Here is a 24,241-nt window from a genome sequence, read left to right as displayed (position 1 = left end):
ACGGGGGCGGCGCGGGCGGGTCAGCCGGACTTCATCGCGCCTTCCGGCATGGGGTCGAAGCGGGAGTGCCGCCGGGTGAAGGTGGCGGTGCCCGAGGTCAGTGCCCGCAGGTCGATGGCGTAGCGCAGCAGTTCGGTGGCGGGGACCTCGGCGCGGATGATCGTGCGCCCGCCTTCGGCCGTCTCGGTGCCCAGCACCCGGCCGCGCCGGGAGGACAGGTCGCCGAGCACGGTGCCCAGGTGGTCGTCCGGCAGGTGCACCGCGACCTCGTCGACCGGTTCGAGCAGTGCGACACGGGCCTTCGAGGCGGCGTCCTTGAGCGCCAGCGCCCCGGCGGTCTGGAAGGCGGCGTCGGAGGAGTCCACGCTGTGCGCCTTGCCGTCGACCAGGGTGACCTTGATGTCCACCACCGGGTGCCCCTCGGCGAGTCCGCGCGTCAGTTGCGCGCGCACGCCCTTCTCCACGCTCGGGATGAACTGGTGCGGCACCGCGCCGCCGACCACCCGGTCGACGAACTGGAACCCGCCGCCCCGCGGCAGCGGTTCGACCTCGAGGTCGCACACGGCGTACTGCCCGTGCCCGCCGGACTGCTTGACGTGCCTGCCGTGCCCGGTCGCCTTACCGGCGAACGTCTCGCGCAGGCTGACCCGCACCGGCTCGGTCTCGATCTCGGCGCCACCGGATCGCAGGCGCGAGAGCACCACGTCGGCGTGCGCCTCGCCCATGCACCACAGGACCAGTTGCGCGGTCTCGGCGTTGCGGTCCAGCCGGAGCGTCGGATCACCGGCGACCAGGCGGGACAGGTTGCGCGCCAAGGTGTCCTCGTCGCTGCGTTTCTTCGCCACCACGGCGACCGGGAGCAGTGGTTCGGGCATCGGCCATGGTTTCATCAGCAGCGGCTGGTCCGGTGAGGACACCGTGTCGCCGGTTTCCGCCGAGCCCACCTTGGTCAGCGCGCACAGGTCGCCCGCCACGCAGTACGGCACCTCGCGCAGGTTCGCGCCCAGCGGCGAGTACAGGTGCGCGACCCGCTCGTCGGCGTCGTGGTCCTCGTGCCCGCGTTCGGCGAGCCCGTGGCCGGAAACGTGCACCGGCCGTTCGGGGCGCAGCGTGCCGGAGAAGACTCGGACCAGCGACACCCGGCCGACGTAGGAGTCCACCGCGGTGCGCACGACCTCGGCGGCGAGGGGACCCGCCGGGTCGGCGCTGAGCCGGGGGTGCGGGATGCCGTCGGGGGAGGTGACCTCGGGCAGCGGGTGCTCCAGCGGCGACGGGAACGCCCGCGCCATGCCGTCGAGCAGTTCGCCGAGGCCCAGCCCGCTCTGCGCGCACACCGGGACGACGGGGTGGAAGGTGCCCTTGGCGACCGCGGCCTCGAGGTCGGCGATCAGCGTGGCCTCGGGGATCTCCTCGCCGCCGAGGTACCGGTCCATCAGGCCCTCGTCCTCGCTCTCGGCGATGATGCCCTCGATCAGCTCGTTGCGGGCGTCGGTGAGGCGGTCGAGGTCGGCCGGGCCCGGTTCGCCGATCTTGGCCGGGAACCCGCCGGAGTAGTCGAAGTACCGCTGGGTGATCAGGCCGATCAGGCCCTCGCCTGCGGGCAGGTAGAGCGGCAGCACCCCGCTGCCGAAGGCGGCCTGGCAGGCGGCGATCTCGGCGTCGGCGTCGGCGCGCTGGTGGTCGAGCCGGGCGATCACCACCGCGCGCGGCATGCCGACCGCGGCGCACTCCTCCCACACCGCGGTGGTCGCGGCGTCCACGCCCTCGGCCGCGCAGACCACGAAGAGCGCGGCGTCCGCGGCACGGAGCCCGGCGCGCAGTTCACCGACGAAATCCGCGTATCCCGGGGTGTCGATCAGGTTGATCTTGATGCCGTCGTGCAGCAGCGGCGCCACCGAGAGCCCGACCGAGCGCTGCTGCCGCACGGCGGCGGGGTCGTGGTCGCACACCGTGGTCCCGTCCACCACCGAACCGGCCCGCGAGACCGTGCCCGAGGCGGCCAGCAGCGCCTCGGTCAAAGTGGTCTTACCCGAACCGGAAGGCCCGACGAGCACCACGTTGCGCACGTTGGCCGGATCGTCCACAGCGACCGCGGCCCCGGTTTCCCCGTTCTTCGAGTGCTTTTCGGCCATGACGGCCTCCCTGCGTCGACGTCGGCTCGGGTGTGTGGCCTCGATCACACACCCGGACGGACAGTGACCACAAGGCACCGGCGCAACAAGCACCCGGGTGGCGCGGCCCCGGCCGAGTGGCCTGCGCGACCACCAGGCCATTCGCCCGAAGTGGCCTGCCGAGATAGCCGCGCACTGGCCTGTGAGAAGGGGCCACGTCAGTCGTATCTTCGACTTCGGATACCCGGAAAGTTCTCGTGAAAGGCCCTGCCGTGTCTGACGTCCAGCCCACCAGTTCCCCCTCGCCCGAGACCGGCACCGCGCGTGTCAAGCGCGGCATGGCCGAGATGCTCAAGGGCGGCGTGATCATGGATGTGGTCACCGCCGAGCAGGCCAAGATCGCCGAGGACGCCGGCGCGGTCGCGGTGATGGCGCTCGAGCGCGTCCCGGCCGACATCCGCGCGCAGGGCGGGGTGGCCAGGATGAGCGACCCCGACCTGATCGACGGCATCATCGAGGCGGTCTCCATCCCGGTGATGGCCAAGGCCCGCATCGGCCACTTCGTCGAGGCGCGGGTGCTGCAGGCGCTCGGGGTGGACTACGTCGACGAGTCCGAGGTGCTCACCCCGGCCGACTACGCCAACCACATCGACAAGTGGGCGTTCACCGTGCCGTTCGTCTGCGGGGCGACGAACCTGGGCGAGGCGCTGCGCCGGATCAACGAGGGCGCGGCGATGATCCGCTCCAAGGGCGAGGCGGGCACCGGTGACGTGTCCAACGCGACCACGCACATGCGCAAGATCCGCGCGGAACTGCGGCGGCTGTCGTCGCTGCCCGAGGACGAGCTCTTCGTGGCCGCCAAGGAACTGCAGGCGCCCTACGAGCTGGTCAAGGAGGTCGCCCAGAAGGGCAAGCTGCCGGTGGTGCTGTTCACCGCGGGCGGCATCGCCACCCCGGCCGACGCCGCGATGATGATGCAGCTGGGCGCCGAGGGCGTGTTCGTCGGCTCGGGCATCTTCAAGTCGGGCAACCCGGCCCGCCGGGCCGAGGCGATCGTCAAGGCGACCACCTTCCACGACGACCCCGACATGCTGGCGAAGGTCTCGCGCGGGCTCGGCGAAGCGATGGTCGGCATCAACGTCGACGACGTGCCGGAGCCCCACCGGCTCGCTGAGCGTGGCTGGTAAGCGCTAGGCGTGCTCCGAGAGCATGACGACGGTGGTGCCCGGGGCCAGTGCCTCGAACACGTGCGGCTCGTCGCCGGGGTAGGCGACGTAGTCACCCGGGCCCACCTCGATCGGCTCGTCCGCCAGGCCGACCAGTGCGCGGCCGTGGCAGACGACCACGTGCTCGATGATCCCGGGCCGGTGCGGGTCCGAGCGGCGCACGCTGCCCGGCTCCGCCCGGATCAGGTAGATGTCACGACGGGCGTGCGGCGGGCAGGACGCCAGCAGCGTGGCCAGGTAGTCGGCTTCCTCGGACGCCACGGTGATGCCCTCGCCGGAGCGGATCACATGCACGCGCGGCACCGGCGGCTCGACCAGCCGGGAGAACGGCACGTCGAGCGCCTTGCCCAGCGCCCACAGCGTCTCGACGCTCGGGTTGCCGGTGCCCGACTCCAGCTGGGACAGCGTCGACTTGGCGATGCCCGCCAGCCGGGCCAGTTCGGTCAGCGTCATCCCGGCGCGTTCGCGTTCACGCCGGAGCGACGCCGCGATCACGTCGAGCGGGGCGCCTTCGGTAGCCATGTGTGTTCGCTCCGTCAGTCGTTTCGTTCGGCTTGACGAACAGCCGGTCCATCTGTTCATCTTAGGCGGTGATACGTTCGATACAGCGAACCCTGGGCCGGGACCTGATGCGGGACATCGGGCTGGTCTGCCTCGCCGACGGCATCGTCGGCCTCTCCTACGGCGCCATCGCGGTCAGTTCCGGCTTCGAGGTCTGGGTGCCGATGCTCCTTTCGGTGGTCGTGTTCGCGGGGGCGTCGCAGTTCCTGTTCATCGGCCTGGTGGCCTCCGGCGGCAACCCGATCGCGGCGGTGGTGGCCGGCCTGCTCGTGAACGCGCGGCACATCCCGTTCGGGTTCGCCGTGGGCGACGTCTTCGGCAAGGGCTGGGGGCGGCGCCTGCTCGGCAGCCACCTGATGATCGACGAGACGGTCGCGTTCGCGCTGGCGCAGGAGGACCGGCGCCGCCGCCGCGCGGCGTACTGGGCCTGCGGGATCAGCCTGTTCGTGGTGTGGAACGCCAGCGTGGTGGCCGGGGCGTTCGCCGGGACCGCGGTCAGCGACACCGGCGCCTTCGGCCTCGACGCGGCGTTCCCGGCGGTGCTGCTCGCGCTGGTGCTGCCCTCGCTCAAGGACCGCGGCGTGCGCGCCGCGGCGCTGGCCGGCGCGGTGCTGGCGGTGGCCGCCACGCCGTTCCTGCCCGCGGGGCTGCCGGTGCTGCTGGCCCTGCTCGCCGTCCCGCTCGTGCTCGTCGGGCGCAACGAGCCGGACAAGACCGAAGCCGGGGTGAACGCGTGATCATCTCGCCGATGCTGCTGATCGTCTGCGCCGTCGTGCTCGGCGCGGGCACCTTCGCCTTCCGGTTCGCCGGGCCGGCCCTGCGCGCGAAGGTGGAACTGAACGCACGCGCCGAGAAGCTGATGGCCGCCGCCGCGGTGGTCCTGCTCGCCGCACTCGTGGCGACCTCGGCGCTGATCGAGGGCACCGAGTTCGCCGGGATCGCCCGGCCCGCCGGGGTGCTGGCGGGCGGCGTGCTGGCGTGGCGGAAGGCGCCGTTCGTGGTCGTGGTGCTCGCCGCGGCCGCCACGGCGGCGGGCCTGCGCCTGCTCGGCGTGCCCTGAGCTCGACCCCCGGCTGCCGCCGCCGGGCCGAGGCCCTAGGCTTGACCAGCGGAATTCCAGTCGGGAGGGACTACACGTGTCGAAGGCGCGGCCGGTCCTCGGCGTGCTCGCCCTGCAGGGCGACGTGGCCGAGCACCTGGCGATGACCGAGCGGGCCGGTGCTGTCGCGGTACCGGTGCGCCGCGCCGCCGAGCTGTCCGAAGTGGACGGTCTGGTGCTGCCCGGTGGCGAATCCACCACGATGTCCCGGCTGCTGGAGACCTTCGAGCTGCTCGAGCCGCTGCGCGAGCGGCTGCGCGCGGGCCTGCCCGCGTTCGGCTCCTGCGCCGGGATGATCCTGCTGGCCCGCCAGGCCCTCGACGGCCGCCCGGACCAGCACCAGCTCGACGCGCTGGACATCGTGGTGCGCCGGAACGCCTTCGGCAGGCAGGTCGATTCCTTCGAGGAGGACCTCGAGTTCACCGGGGTCGACGGGCCGCCGCTGCACGCGGTGTTCATCCGCGCCCCCTGGGTGGAGAAGGCGGGCCAGGAGGTCGAAGTGCTGGCGCGGGTGCCGGAAGCTCCCGGGCACCAGGACGCGGCCGCTAGGATCGTCGCGGTCAGGCAGGGGATGGTGCTCGCCACGGCCTTCCACCCGGAACTCACGGGTGACGAGCGCGTGCACCGGCTGTTCGTGCGAATCGTGCGTGGGCAGGCATAAGAACGGCGGCACGCCGCCGGATCGGATGGAGGAAAGATGAGCGGCCACTCCAAGTGGGCCACCACCAAGCACAAGAAGGCCGCCCTCGACGCGAAGCGTGGCAAGCTGTTCGCGAGGCTGATCAAGAACATCGAGGTGGCCGCGCGGACCGGCGGGGGCGACCCGGACGGCAACCCGACGCTGTTCGACGCGATCCAGAAGGCGAAGAAGAACTCCGTCCCGCAGGACAACATCGAGCGCGCGCGCAAGCGCGGTGCCGGTGAAGAAGCGGGCGGCGCCGACTGGCAGACGATCATGTACGAGGGTTACGGCCCGAACGGCGTGGCCGTGCTCATCGAGTGCCTCACCGACAACAAGAACCGCGCCGCCAGCGAGGTGCGCACGGCGCTGACCCGGAACAACGGCTCGCTGGCCGACCCGGGTTCGGTGGCGTACCTGTTCAACCGCAAGGGCGTGGTGCTGCTGCCGAAGGCCGACGCGGGCGAGGACGACGTGCTGATGGCCGTGCTCGACGCGGGCGCCGAAGAGGTCAACGACCTCGGGGACAGCTTCGAGATCGTCTCCGAGGCCACCGACCTGGTCTCGGTGCGGAAAGCCTTGCAGGAAGCCGGGTTCGACTACGAGTCGGCGGAGGCGAGCTTCGTGCCTTCGGTCAACGTGCCGCTCGAAGCCGACGGCGCGCGCAAGGTCTTCCGGTTGATCGACGCCCTCGAGGACTGCGACGACGTGCAGAACGTGTGGGCGAACTTCGACGTTTCCGACGAGGTACTCGCCGAAGTCGGCTAGTTTCTCGCCGGTGCTTCTTGGGCGGGGCCTCGGTCATGCGGCAGAATGTGAGCCGTGAAGACCGAGGCCCTCGCTCCAGAAGAACAGGCTCTGCAGGACTGGATCGTCGCCGAGGGCGAACGCCGCGGCAACGCGGTGATCCAGGTGCCCGCCGACGACGAGGGCGCCGGTTACTGCTTCACCGCCTGCGCCTGGGCGATGCACGAGGTGCCCGAGGCGGTGGTGATCGGCCTGCCCGACCACGTCGGCCCGGTGCTGCTCGACGCCTACGTCGACCGCGCGGCTGCGGGGGAGCGGTTCGAGTTCGGCAAGCTGTACCAGGATTTCTTCGAGGGGCTCCCGGTCACCTTCGAAAAGGTGGCGCTCGGGCACTACGCCGAATACTTCGGCAGCGCCTTCCTGATCTACCCCGAGGGCGATTTCCCGGCCGTGCAGATCATCGTGCCCACCCCGGACGGGAAGTGGCCGTGGGACCCCGACGCGCCGGAGGGGTTCATGACCTGGCAGCACGTGCTGACCGAAAGCGGCGACCCGGAGAGCTGGACTCCCGGGGTCACCGGACCCTGACCGGCGCGTCCCCGGCGGTCCGGCGGCCCGTCGCCGGTAGCCTGCTCCTCGAACTGTTGTTCGGCGAGGAGTGGAACCTGTGCGTGTGCTCGGTGTGGACCCCGGCCTGACCCGCTGCGGTCTCGGCGTGGTGGACGGGGGTGCCGGGCGCACGGTCAGCTGCGTCGCGGTCGACGTGGTGCGCACACCCCCGGAGGCGGATCTGGCCAGCAGGCTGCTCGCGGTGGCCGACGCGGTGGAGACCTGGTTCGACACCTATCAGCCCGAAGCGGTCGCCATCGAGCGCGTGTTCAGCCAGCACAACGTGCGCACCGCGATGGGCACCGCGCAGGCCGGGGGAGTGGTGGCGCTCGGCGCCGCGCGCCGCGGGCTGCCGGTCCACTTCCACACGCCGAGCGAGGTCAAGGCCGCGGTCACCGGCTCGGGCCGGGCGGACAAGGCACAGGTCACCGGCATGGTCACCAAGCTGCTGGGGCTGGCGCAGGCGCCGAAACCGGCGGACGCCGCCGACGCGCTCGCGCTGGCGATCTGCCACCTGTGGCGGGAACCGATGCGGGCCAGGCTCGCCGCCGCCGAGGCGCGCGCGGCCGAAGTGGCGAAGATCCACCGCGCCCGGCTGGCCGAGGCGGCGAAGAAGAATGCGAGGGCGGGACGATGATCTCTTCGGTGCACGGGGAAGTGCTCTCCGTCGGACTCGACCACGCGGTGGTCGAGGTCGGCGGGGTCGGGTTCGCGGTGCAGGCCACGCCGAGCACGCTCGCCACGCTGCGCCGGGGCGAGAAGATCCGGCTGCACACCTCGCTGGTGGTCCGCGAGGACTCCCTGACGCTGTTCGGGTTCGCCGACGCCGACGCGCGTGAGCTGTTCGTGCTGCTGCAGACGGTGTCCGGCATCGGGCCGCGCCTGGCGCTGGCCGCGCTGGCCGTGCTCGACCCGGACAAGCTGCGGTCCGCGCTCGCCGACGGCGACATCAACGTGCTCACCCAGGTGCCCGGCATCGGCAAGAAGGGCGCCGAACGGCTCAGCCTCGAACTGCGCGACAAGGTCGTCGCGGTGCCCGGCGCGAGCCCGGCCGACGCGATGCCCGCCGCCGGTGGCGTGGTGCGCGCCGAGGTGGTCGAAGCACTGGTGGGCCTCGGTTTCGCGGCGAAGCAGGCCGAGCAGGCGGTCGACCGGGTGCTCGGCGAAGCCGGTGAAGGCGCCGCGGCCGACACCTCGCAGGTGCTGCGCTCGGCGCTGACCACCCTGGGTCGCAAGCGCTAGGCGGGCACCGTGCACGATGACCCGGTGACCGAGCCCGAACCGGATCTCGCCGAATCCGAGACGCTGTCCGCGTTCGCGCAGACCGGCGACCGGGACGTGGAGACCACGCTCCGGCCCCGCAAACTCGACGACTTTGTCGGCCAGCCGCGGGTCCGCGAGCAACTGCAACTGGTGCTGGAGAGCGCGCGCCGCCGCGGGGTGCCGCCGGACCACGTGCTGCTGTCCGGCCCGCCGGGGCTGGGCAAGACGAGCATGTCGATGATCATCGCGGCCGAGCTGGACGCCGCCATCCGGATCACCTCCGGGCCCGCGCTGGAACGGGCGGGCGACCTCGCCGCGATGCTGTCCAACCTCGCCGAGGGCGACGTGCTGTTCATCGACGAGATCCACCGCATCGCCCGCCCCGCCGAGGAGATGCTCTACCTGGCGATGGAGGACTTCCGGGTGGACGTGGTGGTCGGCAAGGGGCCGGGCGCCACCAGCATCCCGCTGGAGATCGCGCCGTTCACCCTGGTCGGGGCCACCACCCGGTCCGGCGCGCTGACCGGCCCGCTGCGCGACCGCTTCGGCTTCACCGGGCACATGGAGTTCTACAGCGCCGACGAACTGGCGCAGGTGCTGCGCCGCTCGGCCACCATCCTCGGCATCCCGCTGGAGGCCGACGGCGAGGCCGAGATCGCACGCCGTTCCCGTGGCACGCCCCGGATCGCGAACCGGCTGCTGCGCCGGGTCCGAGACTACGCCGAGGTCCGGTCCGACGGCAGGGTCAGCCTCGACGTCGCCCGCGCCGCGCTCGAGGTCTACGACGTGGACGAACTCGGGCTCGACCGGCTCGACCGCGCGGTGCTCAGCGCGCTGGTGAAGTCGTTCCACGGCGGCCCGGTCGGGGTGGCCACGCTGGCGGTCGCCGTCGGCGAAGAGTCGACGACCGTGGAAGAGGTGTGCGAGCCCTACCTGGTCCGCGCGGGTATGCTCGCCCGGACCCCCCGCGGCAGGGTCGCTACCCCCGCCGCGTGGGAGCACCTCGGGTTACGCCCACCGACCGAGGTGCCGTGGGAGGCCGGACGGTTCGACCAGGGCAACCCTGGTCTGTTCGGGTAGCGGGGCGACTCCGCGCCGGGTACGCGCCCGTGCCCGGCGACGGCCCCGCGGGTGGCACCTGGCACACTCGAACAAGCAGACCCAGAACAAATCGGGCGAATCGGCAGGCGGTCCGCCGCTGTCGCACCCGCTGAATGGAGAGTCATGGAAGGCCTTTTCCTGCCGCTGCTGCTCATGCTGGTCGTGGCGATCCCCCTGTTCCTGGGGAGCCGCAAGCAGAAGCAAGCGGCAGCCCGTCAGCAGGAGCTGCAGAACAACCTGACCGAGGGCGACCGCGTGATGACCACCTCCGGTCTCTACGCGACCGTCGCGGACACCAGCGGCGACACCACCATCGACCTCGAGATCGCGCCCGGTGTGGTGACCACCTGGCTGCGCCAGGCCGTTCGCGAGAAGGTCGAGCCGGTCGTCGAGGACGACGTCCTCGACGACGCCGACGAGACCGACTCGGCGACCGAGGCTTCGGTCATCGAGCCGGCCACGGGCGTCGAGCCGGTCAAGACCGACAGCGCCGAGGACGAGAAGAAGGCCGCCGAGAAGGCAGGCCCGCAGATCGCGCCGCCGCTGGAGCACGGCAAGAAGTAACACCCTGCGAGCCGGCGCGCACGCGCCGATGAGGGGGTAACGCAGGGCTCACGCAGCACCGAGTAGTGTCTCGGTGCTGCGTATGCCCGCGTCCGCGCGGGCTTACCCGGACAACTTTCCACTCAGGCAGGCCCTGTTCCATTCGGGAAGGCCCCAGTTCGAGGAGACCGACGCACCGTGGCACCACCGGCCGGGCAGATCCGCCCGGGACGCTATCTCGCGTTCTTCGTCCTGATCGTCATCGGTTTGTACTCGCTGGTGTTCTTCACCGGCAACGGGAAACCGACCCCCAAGCTGGGCATCGAGCTGCAGGGCGGCACGCGGGTCACGCTGACCGCCCGCACCCTGGACGGCGGTGAGCCGCCCAAGGAAGCGCTCGAGCAGGCGAAGACGATCATCGAGACCCGGGTCAACGGGATCGGCGTCGCCGGCACCGAGGTGGTGCTCGACGGCAACAACGTCGTCATCACCGTGCCCGGTGAGCAGGGCGACCAGGCCAAGAGCCTGGGCCAGACGGCCAAGCTCGGCTTCCGCAAGGTGGCCACCGTCCAGCCGAACACGCCGACCCCGCCGCAGCAGCAGCCCGGCACCCAGCCGCCCGCTTCGCAGCCGCCCGCCGGTGGCCAGCCGGGCGAGGCGCCCGCCGCCGGTCAGCCGTCGGCCCCGCCCGCGGGTGGTTCCGCGCCCGGCGCCGCGCCCGCGCAGGAACAGCCGGCCCCGCCCGCGCCCGGTTCGCCCGAGGCCGAGGCCCAGGCGATCCAGGCCGCCAAGGCACTGCGGCAGAATCCCGCCCTCGTCGCCGCCGACCCGGCCGACCAGGCCGCGGTCGCCGCCGCCCAGCAGTTGCAGCAGGAGACGCTGGCGCAGTTCCAGTGCACCCCGAACGACCCGCTGCGCGGCAACGACGACCCGGCGCTGCCGCTGGTCGCCTGCCTCAAGGACGGCTCGCAGAAGTTCGTGCTCGAGCCCGAGTTCCTGCCCGGCACGATGATCGACACCGCCAGCTCCGGCTACGACAGCCAGCGCGGCGGCTACGTGGTGGACCTGTCCTTCAAGGCCGACGGCACCAAGGCCTGGGGCGACTTCACCTCGGCCAACGTGAACGAGCAGGCCGCCTTCGTGCTCGACACCCAGGTGGTCTCGGCGCCGAACATCACCGTGCCGATCCTCGACGGGCGCACCCAGATCACCGGTGGATTCACCCAGTCCGAGGCGAAGAACCTCGCCGACGTGCTGAAGTACGGCTCGCTGCCGCTGTCGTTCGCCTCCTCCGACGCCACCACGGTGTCCGCGACCCTGGGCCTGGCCTCGCTGCAGGCCGGGCTGATCGCCGGCGGCATCGGCCTGCTGCTGGTGTTCGTCTACTGCCTGTTCTACTACCGCCTGCTCGGCGTGCTGACGATCCTGTCGCTCGGCCTGTCCGGGGTGATCGTCTACGGCGTGCTCGTGCTGCTCGGCCGGTGGATCAACTTCTCGCTCGACCTCGCGGGCGTGGCCGGGTTCATCATCGCCATCGGTGTCACCGCGGACTCGTTCGTGGTGTTCTTCGAACGCTTGAAGGACGAGATGCGCGAGGGCCGCTCGTTCCGCTCGGCGGTGCCACGCGGCTGGATCCGGGGGCGGCGCACCATCCTCGCCTCGGACGCGGTCATGTTCCTCGCCGCCGCCGTGCTCTACCTGCTCGCGGTCGGCGAAGTGCGTGGTTTCGCGTTCACCCTCGGCATGTCCACCGTGCTCGACCTGGTCGTGGTGTTCCTGGTGACCCACCCGCTGGTGGCCATGGTGTCGAAGTCCAAGACACTGTCGAACCCGAAGATCTCCGGGCTCGGCGGGGTGCAGCGAGTCGGCTCACAACGCCGCACAGCCAAGGTCGCCGGCGCGACCGTGAAGGAGGCCTGACGTGGGGGTCGAGGACTTGGGCGCCAAGAAGAGGGGTTCGGTGTTCCACCGGCTCTACGTCGGCACCGGCGCCTTCGACATCGTCGGCGCGCGGAAGTACTGGTACGTCTTCTTCGGGCTGCTGATGCTGGTCAGCATCGGCTCCATCGGGATCAAGGGCTTCAACCTCGGCATCGACTTCGAGGGCGGCACGCAGATCCAGATGCCCGCCACCGGGGTCTCCGGCGAGGTCGACGAGCAGCGCGCGAAGGAGATCTTCGCCGACGCCGCCGGTGAGCCGGCCGCCGAAGCGCAGAAGGTCGGCAGCGGCGCGGCGCAGACCGTGCAGATCAGGTCCGACACGCTGGACGCGGGCCAGGTCGCGAAGGTCAAGCAGGCGCTGTTCGACGCCTTCCAGCCGCTCGGCGAAAACGGCCAGCCCAGCCAGTTGTCCATCAGCGACAGCGCGGTCAGCGCGTCGTGGGGTGGGGAGATCTCGGAGAAGGCGCTCATCGCGCTCGCGGTCTTCCTGGTGCTGGTGACCATCTTCCTGGCGATCTACTTCGAACGCTGGATGGCGGTCGCGGCGCTGATCTCGCTGATCCACGACATCGTGGTCACCGCGGGCATCTATTCGCTGGTCGGCTTCGAGGTCACCCCGGCCACGGTGATCGGCCTGCTGACCATCCTCGGGTTCTCCCTGTACGACACCGTGGTGGTGTTCGACAAGGTCAAGGAGAACACCCGCGGCATCCTGGGCCTGACCAGGCGCAGCTACGCCGAAGCGGCCAACCTGGCGCTGAACCAGACGCTGATGCGGTCGATCAACACCGCGGTGATCGCCCTGCTGCCGGTGCTCGGCCTGCTGATCATCGGCTACGTCCTGCTGGGCTCCGGCACGCTGCAGGACCTGGCGCTGGTGCAGCTGACCGGCATGCTGGCCGGGGTGCTGTCCTCGGTCGCGCTGGCCACGCCGCTGCTGGTCGACTTCAAGATGCGCGACCCGAAGTTCAAGCAGCAGGCGCAGCGGGTCAAGGCCCGCCGGGAGAACCTCGCCCGCAAGGCCGCCGAGCGCGACGCCGGTGTCGAGGACGACGACTTCGACGCCAGCGACGACGAGCAGCTCAACGCCGAACTGCGCAAGGAACGCGCGTACGCGGCCGCGGCCAGCGTGCCCGCGCGCACCCAGAAGGCCACGCCGCGGCGGGGCCGCCCGTCGGGCAAACAGCCCTCAGGCAAACGCCGCCGCTGACCGCCTACGCGTTTCGTTGATTGCTAGGAGTGGGGCATTACTTGCGTTGATTGCAAGTAATGCCCCACTCATAGCATTGGGCCGGGAGATGAGATGGATCTGGACAAGGCGCTCGGCCTGATCGCCGAGGTGCCCGACTTCCCGCAGCCCGGGATCCTGTTCCGGGACTTCGCGCCGCTGTTCGCCTCGGCGGAGGGCTTCGCCGAGGTCACCTCCGCGCTGGCCGGCACGCTCGACGAGGGTGTCGAACTGCTCGCCGCGGTGGAGGCTCGTGGGTTCCTGCTCGCCGCGGCGCTCGGCCAGGCCCAGGGGCTCGGGGTGGTCATGGTGCGCAAACCGGGCAAACTGCCGCAGGTCGCCGCCAGGGCCGACTACGAGCTCGAATACGGCCGGGCCACGCTGGAGCTGCCCGCCGGGGTGGTCCAGCCAGGTCAGCGCGTCGCGGTGATCGACGACGTGTTGGCCACCGGCGGGACCGTGGCGGCGGCGTGCCGGCTGCTGGAGCAGGCCGGGGCCGTGGTCAGCGGGGTCTCCGTGGTGCTCGAACTGGCCGGTCTCGGCGGCCGCGACGCCCTGCCGGGCCGTTCGGTCCGTACACTGCACACCTCCTGAGCGGGGGGAACGGAACGCCGTCGCCCCGCCGCGCGTTACGCTGAACGCACGAGATGAACTAGTGACGGGAGGTGCGGGTGAGCCAAGAGCTCGAATCCGCTTCGCCGGCCAAGGACGGCGGCAAGTCCCGTCCGGTGCCGGTGCCACCCGTCCCCCCGGTGAACGGCAACGGCAACGGCAGCAGCCGCGCGCCCTCGGCCACCCGGCGCGTCCGCGCCCGCCTGGCCCGCCGCATCACCGCCCAGCGCGCCGCCTCGGTCAAGCAGGTCCTCGAACCGCTGGCCGCGGTGCACCGCGAAATGCACCCGAGCGCGGACCTCGCGCTGCTGCAGCGCGCCTACGACGTGGCCGAGGAGCTGCACCGCGAACAGCGCCGCAAGTCGGGTGACCCGTACATCACCCACCCGCTGGCCGTGGCGACGATCCTGGCCGAGCTGGGCATGGACACCACCACGCTGGTGGCCGGGCTGCTGCACGACACCGTCGAGGACACCGGCTACCCGGTCGAGCAGCTCTCCGCCGACTTCGGCGACAAGGTCGCCCAGCTCGTCGACGGGGTCACCAAGCTGGACAAGGTCAAGCTGGGCACCGCGGCCGAGGCGGAGACCATCCGCAAGATGGTCATCGCGATGGCCCGCGACCCGCGCGTGCTGGTGATCAAGCTGGCCGACCGGCTGCACAACATGCGCACCATGCGTTTCCTGCCGCCGGAGAAGCAGGCCCGCAAGGCGAAGGAAACCCTCGAGGTGCTCGCCCCGCTGGCGCACCGGCTGGGCATGGCCACGGTGAAGTGGGAGCTGGAGGACCTCGCGTTCGCCATCCTGCAGCCGAAGAAGTACGACGAGATCGTGCGCCTGGTGGCCGACCGCGCGCCGTCGCGCGACACCTACCTGCGCTGGGTCATCGGCGACCTGACCACCAACCTGGAGGCCTCGCGGATCACCGCGAAGGTCGAGGGCCGCCCGAAGCACTACTACTCGATCCACCAGAAGATGATCGTCCGCGGCCGCGACCTCGACGACATCCACGACCTGGTCGGCGTGCGGATCCTGGTCGAGGACGTGCGCGACTGCTACGCCGCGATGGGCGTGGTGCACGCGCTGTGGCAGCCGATGCCCGGCCGGTTCAAGGACTACATCGCGCAACCGCGGTTCGGCGTGTACCAGTCGCTGCACACCACGGTGATCGGCCCGGACGGCAAGCCGCTCGAGGTGCAGATCCGCACCTACGAGATGCACCGCACGGCCGAGTACGGCATCGCCGCGCACTGGCGGTACAAGGAGACCAAGGGCACGCACAGCGGTAACGCGGTCGACGTCGACGAGATGGCGTGGATGCGCCAGCTGCTCGACTGGCAGCGGGAGGCCGCCGACCCGGGCGAGTTCCTCGAGTCGCTGCGGTACGAACTGGCCGCCCGCGAGATCTTCGTGTTCACGCCCAAGGGCGACGTGATCACGCTGCCGGTCGATTCGACGCCGGTGGACTTCGCCTACGCGGTGCACACCGAGGTCGGGCACCGCTGCATCGGCGCCCGGGTCAACGGCAGGCTCGTCGCGCTCGAGCGCAAGCTCGAAAACGGCGAGGTCATCGAGATCTTCACCTCGAAGGCCGAGGGCGCGGGCCCGAGCCGCGACTGGCTGAGCTTCGCCGGTTCGCCTAAGGCACGGGCCAAGATCCGGCAGTGGTTCGCCAAGGAGCGCCGCGACGAGGCGATCGACGCGGGCAAGGAGGCGATCACCAAGGAGGTCCGCAAGGTCGGCCTGCCGTTGCAGCGGCTGGTCTCGGCGGACTCCATGGGCGCGCTGGCCACCGAGTTGCGCCACGGCGACATCAGCTCGCTCTACGCCGCGGTCGGCGAGGGGCACACCAGCGCCAAGCACGTGGTGTCGCGGCTGGTCGCGCTGATCGGCGGGGTCGAAGAGGCGGAGGAGGAGCTCGCCGAGCGGGCCACGCCGTCCACGGTGACCCGGCGCCGCGGCTCGAACGACGTCGGCGTGATCGTCAAGGGCGCCAGCGACATCTGGGCCAAGCTCGCGCGCTGCTGCACACCGGTGCCGGGCGACGAGATCCTCGGGTTCGTCACCCGCGGTGGTGGCGTGAGCGTGCACCGCACGGACTGCACCAACGCCGAGGACCTGCGCGCGCAGCCGGAGCGGCTGGTCGAGGTCGAATGGGCGCCGTCGGAGTCGTCGGTGTTCCTGGTCGCCATCCAGGTCGAGGCGCTCGACCGGCACCGCCTGCTCTCCGACATCACCAAGGTGCTGGCGGACGAGAAGGTGAACATCCTGTCGGCCTCGGTGACCACCTCGCGCGACCGGGTGGCGGTGAGCCGGTTCTCCTTCGAGATGGGCGATCCGAAGCACCTCGGGCACGTGCTGAAGGTGGTGCGCAGCGTCGAGGGCGTCTACGACGTGTACCGGGTCACGTCGGCCTCCTGAGCGCGTTCGCCGCTGCGTAAGGTGCGAGCCATGACTGACGGGCTCCAGTTCACCGTGCACGACGAGGTCGCGCGGCTGACCTTCGCCAGGCCGGAGAAGAAGAACGCGATCACGCACGGCATGTGGTCCGCGATCGCCGGGGTGGTCGCGGAGGTGGAGCGCGACCCGGCGGTGAAGGTGCTGGTGCTCACCGGCGCCGGTTCGGACTTCTCGGCGGGCGCGGACATCAGCGAGTTCGGCGAACTGCGGTCGTCCGCGGAGGCCGCCGCCACCTACGACAAGGCGATCGAGGCCGCGGTGCGGGCGCTGGCCGGGCTGCGGAAGCCGACCGTGGCGATGATCCGCGGCAACTGCATCGGCGGCGGCTGCCAGCTCTCCGTGGCCTGCGACTTCCGCTTCGCCGCGACGGGCTCCCGGTTCGGCATCACCCCGGCCAAACTCGGCATCGTCTACGACTTCCAGTCCACCCGGCAGCTGGTCGACCTGATCGGCCCGGCGCACGCCCGGTACTTCCTGCTCAGCGGCTCACTGATCGACTCGGCGCGGGCGCGGGAGATCGGCCTGCTCAACGAGGTCCACGACGACGCCGCACTGGAGGACTCGGTCGCCGAGTTCACCCGGACGCTCTGCTCCCGCTCGCAGGCCTCGATTCGCGGGATGAACCGGATCATCGAAAAGATCCTGGCCGGCCAGTCCGGATCGGACGCCGAAATCGACCAGATCCGCCTGGACGCCCTGCACGGCGAAGACTACGCAGAAGGCGTCGCCGCCTTCCTCGCCCGACGCCCGCCCACCTTCACGCACCGCTAACCTCGCGCACCCGCCTACCCGCTGCCGTGAATGTGGCTTTCACGGCACATTCCGCCGTGAAAGCCACATTCACGGCACGAGCCGGCCCCATCGCCGAGGCGGTGTCACGAATGTGGCTTTCGAGACGCCAGACGTCTCGAAAGCCACATTCGTGACATTCAACGGGTCCCCGCCCAACTTGGCTGGCTTGAGGCCTCGAGTGTGGAACTCGGCTGCGGGGAACGTGGGACTCGCCCGGCTCCCGCCACATCCCGGGCGAGTCCCACACTCCCGCAGCCGAACCCCACACTCGCCGCACCCGGCCCCCGAGGCCGCCCGGGACACAAATGTGGCTTACGGGGCGGATTCGGCCCCCAAAGCCACATTCGTGTCCGGCGAGCCGGGCGCCGCCCGAGAATGACGCTCGCCCCCGTCCCGAAACGGCCGAAGAACCCGGTTATGCGAAAGGGCCGCCACCCGTGTCGCGGATGGCGGCCCCTTGCGTGCAACTGGGTCGGTCAGCCGACCGTGGCCGCGGTGAACTTGACCGGGGTCTTCGGCTTGCCGGTGCCGTCCTGGCTGGTCGCGGCGGACTCGGCGTCGATCCCGTCGCGCGCCACCTTGTCCAGCACTTCCAGTCCGGGGTCGCCGATGGTGCCGAACACGGTGTAGTTCGGCGGCAGCTGGGCGTCTCCGTAGACCATGAAGAACTGGCTGCCGTTGGTGCCCTTGCCGGTGGCCGGGTCCTTGCCGGCGTTCGCCATGGCCAGGATGCCCCGGCCGTAGCTCAGCTCCGGGAAGACCTCGTCGTCGAAGGTGTAGCCGGGCCCGCCCATGCCGGTGGCCTGCGGGTCACCGCACTGCAGCATCTGCAGCCCTTCGGTGCCGAGCCGGTGGCATTCGGTGTCGGTGTAGAAGCCCTGGTTCACCAGGTTGACGAAGCTGTTCACGGTGCACGGCGCGAGCGCCTTGTTCAGCGTCAGCGGGATGTCGCCCGCGGTGGTCTTCATGGTCACGCCGACCGTGCCGTTCGACGCCACCTGCCCGGCGGCGGGGGCGTTGACCGGCTTCGCGGCCGGCTTGCCCTCCTCGACCGGGTACTCGCAGGAAACCGGGTCGGCCAGCGGCTGCGGCCGCTTCGGCTCGGGCGCGCGTTCGGTCGGGATCTGGATCGGCGCCGGGGTCGACGGCGAGTCCGACGCGGCCGGGTCCGCGGCGACGTCCTCCCGGTCCCGGGTCACCAGGAACACCACCAGGCCGGCGACTAGCCCCACCACGACGATCGTCACGCCGACGCCGATGATCCTGCGCCGCTTCGCCCGTTCCGCACGTCGAGTCAGCTGCCGCTCGAGCTTGCGCTTGGCGGCTTCGCGGCGTTGCTGGTTGGTCGCCACCTGCCCTCCCGCTTCCAATCGGTGTCACACGTCGGTGTCCTGCGTGGCGGCAGTCTATTGGCACAGCCTGTGAGAACCCTGTAGAGGGGCCGCTAGGCTGGGCCGGCCGGTTCATCCGGACGGGTGGAGAGGGTCGTTTCGCGCGCTCGGAGGTGCGGTTCTTGCTCGTCGTCGGGTTCCCCAGCGGGACCTTCGCCGCCAACTGCTACCTGGTCGCCCCCGAGGCGGGCGCCGAGTGCGTGATCATCGATCCCGGGCAGGACACCGCCCCCAAGATCGCGCGCGCCCTCGAGGAGCACCGGCTGACACCGGTCGCGGTGCTGGCCACGCACGGTCATTTCGATCACATCGCCGACGCGGCCGAGTTCGACCTCCCGGTGCACATCCGTCCCGAGGACCGCGGCCTGCTCGCCGACCCGTGGTCCGGCGCGAGCCCGCAGTTGGTCGCCGCGCTCGGCGACGCGGTCCGCCCGGTCGAACCAGCTGAACCGGTCGACCTGGCCGACGGCGAGCTGCGGCTGGCGGGCCTGACGATCACCGCCGTGCACACCCCCGGGCACACGCCGGGTTCGGCGATCTTCCGGCTCGGCGACCTGGCCTTCACCGGCGACACCCTGTTCGCCGGTTCCATCGGACGGACCGACCTGCCAGGAGGCAGCTTGTCGCAGCTCGAGCGGTCACTCGCGGACCGGCTGCTCACCCTGGACGATCGGACGGTGGTGCTCCCCGGGCACGGCGGCACCACCACGATCGGCCGGGAACGCCAGGCGAACCCGTTCCTGACCGGGCCGGCGGTGTCCCGTGGCTGAACCGGAGCAGCGGCCCAAGCCGGTGGGCCGGATCATGCTCACCTCGGAGGACCCGAAGCTGCGGCGCCGCCGCGGTTGTTCCGGTTTGACGGGGGTGGTGATCTTCGCCGCCGCGTTCGGCGGCATCGGCGGGCTGATCGGCGGTCAGGTGGCCGGGCTGGTGGTCGCCGCGGTGGTCGCGCTGCCGCTGCTCTACCTGGTCGCGTTCAACCTGCGCCGCCGCGTCTGGCTCGAGTCCAACCGGTTGTACGTGCGCACCTGGCGCGTCCGCGAGATCGACCTGACCCAGGCCGGGCGGCTCGACCTGCTGGTCACCGACGTCCGCGGCACGCGCTCGGTCGGGCTGCTGGTCAACGCGGGCAACCGCCGCCAGACGGTGAAGATCGACCTGGCCGTCTACGCCGGGACAGGGGGCCGCGAGCTGCAGATCCTCGCGCTGCGCAAACTCGCCGACGCGCTGGCCAACAACTTCGAGGCCAACGGCATGGTGTTCTCCCAGTTGCTCGTCGCGCAGCTGCGGGCGGAGGCCCGCGGTGACGCCGCCCCGGACCGCCCGCTCTACCGCCTGGCGTCGGCGGCCCCTTCGGGCAAGCTGGCGCAGCGGTTCACCATGGAGGCGGTCAGTCGCTTCGTCGCGAGCCTGGAGTAGGGACCTCTTCCCGAGCGGCGATCAACGCGGCGAGCACGGTGGTCACCGGGACAGCGGCCACGATGCCGATGCTGCCCGCGAGGGTCCGGACGATCTCCTGCGCGATGTCCTGCGAGCCGAGGATCGAGCCCAGCCCGACGCCGGACAGCGAGGACACCAGCAGCACCGGCAGCGCCGCGCCCGCGTAGGCCATGACGAGCGTGTTGACCGCCGACCCGACGTGGTCGCGCCCGATGCGCACGCCCGCCGCGTACAGCTCGCGCCACCCCAGCTCGGGGTTCGCGCGCCGCAGTTCCCAGACCGCGCTGGTCTGGGTGACCGTGACGTCGTCGAGCACGCCGAGCGCCCCGATCACGACCCCCGCGAGCAGCAGCCCGCGCGCGTCGATGCCGTGCCCGAGCGCGGCGATCAGTGAGGACGTGTCGTCGTCGAGTCCGGTCAACGAGGCGGCGGCGGAGAAGATCGCGGAGATCGCGCCGATCAGCGAGAGGCTGACCAGCGTGCCGAGCACGGCCACCGAGGTTCTCGCGGACAGCCCGTGCGTCAGGTACAACGCGATGAACATGATCAGCCCGGCGCCGCAGATCGCCACCAGCAGCGGGTTCTCCCCGGCGAGGATGGCGGGCAACACAAACAGCACGAGGATGGCGAAGCTCAGCACCAGCGCGCCGAGCGCGGCCAGCCCGCTCCACCGCCCGAGCACCACGACCGCGATCGCGAACAACGCGGCGAGCGCGGCGAGCGGCAACCCGCGCTGGAAGTCGACCAACTGGTACGACTCGGCATTGCGGGGGTCGTCCCCGGCGAACGACAGCACCACCGCGTCACCCGCGGTGAACCGCGGGGTGCTCGGCTCGAGCGGCATGATCTTGCGGATCGTCTGCCCGGCCGCGCCGCCGTCGCTGAGCAGCACGTCCACGGTGAGGCACTGCTGCGTGTCCTCGGCCGGTGCACCTACTTGGACATCACCGGGGGAGAGGCAGGGGCCGGTCGCCGTGGTGGTGACGTCCCCGTGCACCGGCGTGCCCACGGTGATGGCGGGCTGCGGATCGGGCTGGCCCCAGGGGTAGAGCACCGCCACGCCCACGACGGTCACCAGCGCGAGCGGCGCGAGCAGGATGAGGAGCAACTTCTTGACCCGCGCGGACGCCGGAGCCGCCGGTCCATGTCCATGCCCATGGCCGTGCCCATGCCCGACCGCCGCCGGTGGCTCCGCCCCGGTGTCCACCTGGTTGGACACGCCCCGGCGCCCTCGCCGACCAGCGGCCACGCGTTCGTTCGGCTCAGGGACTGCCCGCTCGGCCGTGTCTCCGCGTTCAGGATGAGCCGTGCGTTCAACCGGGATGACGCGTTCACCGGTGTCGCCGGTTTTACGGCGAGCTGCCCGGCCGTCAGGGAGCGGGAGTTCGCCGCTGTCCCCGCGAGCCGCTCGGTCGCGAGGGAGAGGACGTTCGCCACCCTCCCCGCGAACTGCTCGGTCGGTGGGTAGGACGCGTTCGCCGGTGTCCGCGCGAGGTGCCCGGTCGGTGGGCGAGGGGCGGTCGCCGGGGTTGCGGCGAGTCCGGTCGACGGGCAGCGGTCGCTCGCCGGTGCCGCCGCGTTCGGCCCGGGTTGGACGTTCGCGGGGGACGCCGGTGCTCCCGCGTTCAACGGGGATGACGCGTTCCCCGGTGTCGCTGCGGGCCTCGCGCTCCCGGCGAGCCTGGCGGGTTTCGCGGGCCGGGTCGGTGCCGGGCTGGGGACGTCGTGCCGCGGGACGGGCCGGGCGGTCGCCGCCGGGGAGGCGGGGGATCGGTCCGGTCGGGGTGTCATCACCGTCGAAGGGGCGGCGCGGGCGGTCGCGGGGCACGGCGCCATCCTGCCCCAACCGGCGTAACGGCGGCAGGCGCGGGGCCGCGCTGCTATTATCCGTATTCCGAAAATAGGAACGGCACGCGGAAGAAGGGCAGGTCGTGGCGGCGGAGGAGAAGCAGCCCGGACCGCGGCCGGCCTCGCCAGCGGTGGGCCGCACGCTGACCGTGCTGGAGACACTGGTCCACGCCGAAGACGGCCTCACCCTGACCGCGCTCGCCCGCGAGACCGGCATCCCGCTGGCCACCTGCGCGGCCATCGTCTACACCCTCGAACAGCGCGGGTACGCCGCGCGCCGGGTGGTCGGGCGCAGCCACTTCTGGCGCGTCACCCTCCGGCTCTACGACCTGGCCGCCCCGCTGATCAAGCAGGACGACCTCGCCGAGGTGGCCCAGCCGGAACTGCGCGACCTGGCCGACGAACTCGGCATGCCCGCCCACGTCGGCGTGCTCGACGGCGCGTCGGTGGTCTACGTGGCGAAGGCCGCCACCCCCGGGTTCATCCAGTTCGACACCTATCCCGGCAAGGTCGCGCCGTTCAACCTGACCGCGCTCGGCCGCGCGATCGCCGCCTACCTGCCCGCCGAACAGCTCGACCCGCTCCTGCCGCAGTTGGTCGCCGGGCGCGGGCCGAAGGCGAAGAAACCGTCCGCCCGGGTCTTCCTGGCTCAACTCGACAAGGTGCGCGACGCCGGGTTCGCGGTGGAGGACGAGGAAGAGGAACCCGACATCGCGTGCGTCGCGGCCCCGGTTTTCCACTCGGACGGCCGAATCGCCGGTTCGCTGGGGGTGACCGGGTTCGCCAGGGACCTGATCGGCGACAAACTCGGCGTCGCCACCGAACTCGTTGTGCGCCAGGCGAAAGAGGTTTCCGCGAAACTCGGGTTCTAGGTGAGGTCCTTGCGCCCGCGGCGATCGGAGACTTAGCATCTTCGAATCGGGGAAGCTATCTTCGAAATAGCGAATTTCAGAGGTTTCCTCGCTGGACCAACGGTGTGCAGGGGACGCGAGGGACACTGGAGGCTGCCGTGAGGCGTGCGCACGGACGGGGGGCCGCCGCGCTGGCGCTGCTCCTGCTCACTTCGGCCTGTTCCAACGCGGGCGACGCGCCACCCGAACAGCCGCAGCCCGGCGCCGACAGCGGCACCGGCCCGATCGCTCCCGGCGGCACGCTGGTCTACGGCCAGATCGCCGGGGTCTCCCAGCTCGACCCGAACACCATCGCCAGCGGCGCCCAGACCCAGTTGCAGACGCTGCTCTGGAGCGGGCTCACCACCTGGACCCCGCAGAACACCGCGAAGCCCGACCTCGCCGAGTCCTGGCAGTCGACCCCGGACCACCGCACCTGGACCTTCAAGCTCCGCGCCGGGGTCAAGTACCACAACGGCAAGGCGTTCACCGCCGCCGAAGCGAAGAAGAACTTCGATCGCGTGCTCGACCCGGCGATACCCGCGCAGGTCGCCGCCAAGATCGACATGATCGAGGCGGTGACCGCGCCGGACGACACCACGCTGGTGCTCACGCTCGACTCGCCCAACCCGGAGCTGCCGGTCGACGTGATCGACGTCCGGATGACCGACGTCGACGACCTGGCGAACATCGACCGCGCGGCGAACGGCACCGGGCCGTACCGGCTCAGGTCGTTCGTGCCGGACCAGACGGTCGAACTGGTGCGCAACGACGAGTACTGGGGTCCGCGCCCGAACCTCGACGAGATTCGGATCGTGCGGTACGCCGACGCGACCGCGGCCAACGCGGCGCTGCGGTCCGGCCAGGTGCACGTGCTGTGGAGCGTCGCGCCGGACAGCGTCGCCGGGCTGGCCACCGAAGGCAGGCAACTGCTCACCGCCGCCGAACCCGCCGGCTTCGTGGTCTGGGAACTCGACACCAGCGCGGCGCCTTTCAACAACCCGAAGGCTCGCGAAGCTCTCTCGTACGCGGCGAACCGGACCGAAATGATGGCCGCCGCCTACGCCGGTTACGGGGTGCCGACCCCGGCCAACGTGCCGGTCAACCCGAAGAACCGGTTCTACGACCAGAGCCTGCCGTCGCACGGGTTCGACCTCGACCGCGCGAAGCAATTGTTCGCCGAAGCCGGGGTCACCGAGGGCAGCACGCTGAGCTTCTGGGCGGTCGCGGGCAACTACCAGGAATGGACCACGGTCGGCCAGATCCTGCAGCAGGACCTCGCCAAGATCGGCATCAAGCTGGAAATCCAGACCAACGAGGTGAGCACCTGGTCGGCGAAGTTCTACCCGAAGGGCAAGAGCTACCCGAACCTGCTCGCCGCGAACTACCTGTCGTTCACCCCGCCGCCGGACAGCTATCCGCTGGCCTGGTTCGAGGGCACCAAGGGCACCTGCGAGTGCAACTGGGTGGCCCCGCCGGAATACGACCAGGCGATCGCCGCGATCGAATCCGCCGGGGAAGGCCCTGAGCGGGAGACCGCGTTCAAGGACGCGCAGCGGATCCTGAACCGCGAGAACCCGGTGGTCTTCATCGGGTCGACCGCCTTCCTGTCCGTGGCGCAGCCGCAGGTGCGCGGGTTGTGGGTGCAGGCGGAAGGCACGCTGCACCTGGAGGAAGCCGGATTCGCGGCCTAGGCGGGAG

At 71.1% G+C, this 24,241-nt stretch carries 23 protein-coding genes; 19 read left to right on the top strand and 4 right to left on the bottom strand.

From position 1 onward, the window contains the following. Positions 1–20: 20 nt before the first annotated feature. Positions 21–2,132, bottom strand: coding sequence for an elongation factor G-like protein EF-G2 (locus tag JOM49_RS33705; RefSeq protein WP_209668195.1), 2,112 nt, complete (start codon positions 2,130–2,132; stop codon positions 21–23). 251 nt (positions 2,133–2,383) lie between these two features. Between JOM49_RS33705 and pdxS the strand changes: the two genes are divergently transcribed. Next, positions 2,384–3,298, top strand: coding sequence for a pyridoxal 5'-phosphate synthase lyase subunit PdxS (gene pdxS, locus JOM49_RS33700; RefSeq protein ID WP_209668194.1), 915 nt, complete (start codon positions 2,384–2,386; stop codon positions 3,296–3,298). Positions 3,299–3,301: 3 nt separating this feature from the next. Here the strand turns inward: pdxS and JOM49_RS33695 are convergent, their stop codons facing one another. Next, the gene (locus JOM49_RS33695) at positions 3,302–3,859 is read right to left on the bottom strand and encodes a helix-turn-helix domain-containing protein (protein WP_209668193.1); all 558 of its coding nucleotides are present in this window, start codon (positions 3,857–3,859) and stop codon (positions 3,302–3,304) included. Between the two features lie 71 nt (positions 3,860–3,930). Between JOM49_RS33695 and JOM49_RS33690 the strand changes: the two genes are divergently transcribed. The 14 genes from JOM49_RS33690 to JOM49_RS33625 all read left to right on the top strand — a co-directional run bounded on the left by JOM49_RS33690 (position 3,931) and on the right by JOM49_RS33625 (position 16,950). Continuing rightward, positions 3,931–4,635: an AzlC family ABC transporter permease gene (locus JOM49_RS33690; protein ID WP_209671920.1), complete on the top strand. Its 705-nt coding sequence runs from the start codon at positions 3,931–3,933 to the stop codon at positions 4,633–4,635. Between the two features lie 11 nt (positions 4,636–4,646). Then, positions 4,647–4,958 (top strand): AzlD domain-containing protein, encoded by a 312-nt coding sequence (locus JOM49_RS33685; protein ID WP_209671918.1) that lies wholly within the window; start codon positions 4,647–4,649, stop codon positions 4,956–4,958. Positions 4,959–5,034: 76 nt separating this feature from the next. After that, a complete protein-coding gene (gene pdxT / locus JOM49_RS33680; protein WP_209668192.1) occupies positions 5,035–5,658 on the top strand; it encodes a pyridoxal 5'-phosphate synthase glutaminase subunit PdxT in 624 nt (207 codons plus the stop codon). A 36-nt stretch (positions 5,659–5,694) separates the two neighbouring features. Then, complete coding sequence (locus tag JOM49_RS33675) at positions 5,695–6,444, top strand: YebC/PmpR family DNA-binding transcriptional regulator (protein WP_209668191.1); 750 nt, start codon at positions 5,695–5,697, stop codon at positions 6,442–6,444. A 54-nt stretch (positions 6,445–6,498) separates the two neighbouring features. Continuing rightward, on the top strand, positions 6,499–7,011 hold the full coding sequence (locus JOM49_RS33670) for a DUF4262 domain-containing protein (protein WP_209668190.1): 513 nt from the start codon (positions 6,499–6,501) through the stop codon (positions 7,009–7,011). Between the two features lie 79 nt (positions 7,012–7,090). Further along, the gene (gene ruvC, locus JOM49_RS33665) at positions 7,091–7,669 is read left to right on the top strand and encodes a crossover junction endodeoxyribonuclease RuvC (RefSeq protein ID WP_209668189.1); all 579 of its coding nucleotides are present in this window, start codon (positions 7,091–7,093) and stop codon (positions 7,667–7,669) included. Beyond that, a complete protein-coding gene (gene ruvA, locus JOM49_RS33660) occupies positions 7,666–8,274 on the top strand; it encodes a Holliday junction branch migration protein RuvA (RefSeq protein WP_209668188.1) in 609 nt (202 codons plus the stop codon). Before ruvC ends, ruvA begins: the two co-directional genes overlap by 4 nt. Before the next feature lie 24 nt (positions 8,275–8,298). Next, positions 8,299–9,375: a Holliday junction branch migration DNA helicase RuvB gene (gene ruvB, locus JOM49_RS33655; protein WP_209668187.1), complete on the top strand. Its 1,077-nt coding sequence runs from the start codon at positions 8,299–8,301 to the stop codon at positions 9,373–9,375. Between the two features lie 144 nt (positions 9,376–9,519). Then, positions 9,520–9,960: a preprotein translocase subunit YajC gene (gene yajC / locus JOM49_RS33650; protein ID WP_209668186.1), complete on the top strand. Its 441-nt coding sequence runs from the start codon at positions 9,520–9,522 to the stop codon at positions 9,958–9,960. Positions 9,961–10,137: 177 nt separating this feature from the next. Next, a complete protein-coding gene (gene secD / locus JOM49_RS33645) occupies positions 10,138–11,859 on the top strand; it encodes a protein translocase subunit SecD (RefSeq protein ID WP_209668185.1) in 1,722 nt (573 codons plus the stop codon). 1 nt (position 11,860) lies between these two features. Next, complete coding sequence (gene secF, locus JOM49_RS33640; RefSeq protein ID WP_209668184.1) at positions 11,861–13,090, top strand: protein translocase subunit SecF; 1,230 nt, start codon at positions 11,861–11,863, stop codon at positions 13,088–13,090. A gap of 93 nt (positions 13,091–13,183) precedes the next feature. Next, positions 13,184–13,702 carry an adenine phosphoribosyltransferase gene (locus JOM49_RS33635; protein ID WP_209668183.1) on the top strand — a complete coding sequence of 173 codons (519 nt, stop codon included), beginning with the start codon at positions 13,184–13,186 and terminating at the stop codon, positions 13,700–13,702. A 134-nt stretch (positions 13,703–13,836) separates the two neighbouring features. Beyond that, positions 13,837–16,140: a RelA/SpoT family protein gene (locus JOM49_RS33630; protein ID WP_282772607.1), complete on the top strand. Its 2,304-nt coding sequence runs from the start codon at positions 13,837–13,839 to the stop codon at positions 16,138–16,140. 30 nt (positions 16,141–16,170) lie between these two features. After that, on the top strand, positions 16,171–16,950 hold the full coding sequence (locus tag JOM49_RS33625) for an enoyl-CoA hydratase-related protein (RefSeq protein WP_209668181.1): 780 nt from the start codon (positions 16,171–16,173) through the stop codon (positions 16,948–16,950). A gap of 497 nt (positions 16,951–17,447) precedes the next feature. Here the strand turns inward: JOM49_RS33625 and JOM49_RS33620 are convergent, their stop codons facing one another. Beyond that, the gene (locus JOM49_RS33620; RefSeq protein WP_209668180.1) at positions 17,448–18,323 is read right to left on the bottom strand and encodes a peptidylprolyl isomerase; all 876 of its coding nucleotides are present in this window, start codon (positions 18,321–18,323) and stop codon (positions 17,448–17,450) included. Between the two features lie 161 nt (positions 18,324–18,484). Between JOM49_RS33620 and JOM49_RS33615 the strand changes: the two genes are divergently transcribed. Together JOM49_RS33615 and JOM49_RS33610 are read left to right on the top strand one after the other, a co-directional pair. Continuing rightward, complete coding sequence (locus tag JOM49_RS33615; protein ID WP_209668179.1) at positions 18,485–19,132, top strand: MBL fold metallo-hydrolase; 648 nt, start codon at positions 18,485–18,487, stop codon at positions 19,130–19,132. Positions 19,133–19,166: 34 nt separating this feature from the next. Continuing rightward, positions 19,167–19,781 (top strand): hypothetical protein, encoded by a 615-nt coding sequence (locus JOM49_RS33610; RefSeq protein ID WP_209671916.1) that lies wholly within the window; start codon positions 19,167–19,169, stop codon positions 19,779–19,781. On the opposite strand, the gene JOM49_RS33605 is transcribed toward JOM49_RS33610, so the two are convergent. Next, positions 19,753–21,021: a YibE/F family protein gene (locus JOM49_RS33605; protein WP_308158962.1), complete on the bottom strand. Its 1,269-nt coding sequence runs from the start codon at positions 21,019–21,021 to the stop codon at positions 19,753–19,755. The two genes, JOM49_RS33610 and JOM49_RS33605, sit on opposite strands and share 29 nt — an antisense overlap. A 712-nt stretch (positions 21,022–21,733) precedes the next feature. Between JOM49_RS33605 and JOM49_RS44215 the strand changes: the two genes are divergently transcribed. Continuing rightward, positions 21,734–22,522 carry an IclR family transcriptional regulator gene (locus tag JOM49_RS44215; protein ID WP_209668178.1) on the top strand — a complete coding sequence of 263 codons (789 nt, stop codon included), beginning with the start codon at positions 21,734–21,736 and terminating at the stop codon, positions 22,520–22,522. 137 nt (positions 22,523–22,659) lie between these two features. Continuing rightward, positions 22,660–24,234 (top strand): ABC transporter substrate-binding protein, encoded by a 1,575-nt coding sequence (locus tag JOM49_RS33595; protein WP_209668177.1) that lies wholly within the window; start codon positions 22,660–22,662, stop codon positions 24,232–24,234. Positions 24,235–24,241 lie beyond the last annotated feature (7 nt).

Source organism: Amycolatopsis magusensis, assembly GCF_017875555.1.
GTDB lineage: Bacteria > Actinomycetota > Actinomycetes > Mycobacteriales > Pseudonocardiaceae > Amycolatopsis > Amycolatopsis magusensis.
The sequence above is the reverse complement of the archived record's forward strand: the minus strand, read 5'-3'. Positions and strand labels throughout refer to the sequence as shown.

Coding starts and splice junctions, on each gene's coding strand:
- JOM49_RS33705 (WP_209668195.1), bottom strand. CDS start 2,132: ATGGCCGAAAAGCACTCGAAGAACGGGGAAACCGGGGCCGCGGTCGCT.
- JOM49_RS33695 (WP_209668193.1), bottom strand. CDS start 3,859: ATGGCTACCGAAGGCGCCCCGCTCGACGTGATCGCGGCGTCGCTCCGG.
- JOM49_RS33685 (WP_209671918.1), top strand. CDS start 4,647: ATGCTGCTGATCGTCTGCGCCGTCGTGCTCGGCGCGGGCACCTTCGCC.
- JOM49_RS33675 (WP_209668191.1), top strand. CDS start 5,695: ATGAGCGGCCACTCCAAGTGGGCCACCACCAAGCACAAGAAGGCCGCC.
- ruvA (WP_209668188.1), top strand. CDS start 7,666: ATGATCTCTTCGGTGCACGGGGAAGTGCTCTCCGTCGGACTCGACCAC.
- yajC (WP_209668186.1), top strand. CDS start 9,520: ATGGAAGGCCTTTTCCTGCCGCTGCTGCTCATGCTGGTCGTGGCGATC.
- JOM49_RS33635 (WP_209668183.1), top strand. CDS start 13,184: ATGGATCTGGACAAGGCGCTCGGCCTGATCGCCGAGGTGCCCGACTTC.
- JOM49_RS33625 (WP_209668181.1), top strand. CDS start 16,171: ATGACTGACGGGCTCCAGTTCACCGTGCACGACGAGGTCGCGCGGCTG.
- JOM49_RS33610 (WP_209671916.1), top strand. CDS start 19,167: ATGCTCACCTCGGAGGACCCGAAGCTGCGGCGCCGCCGCGGTTGTTCC.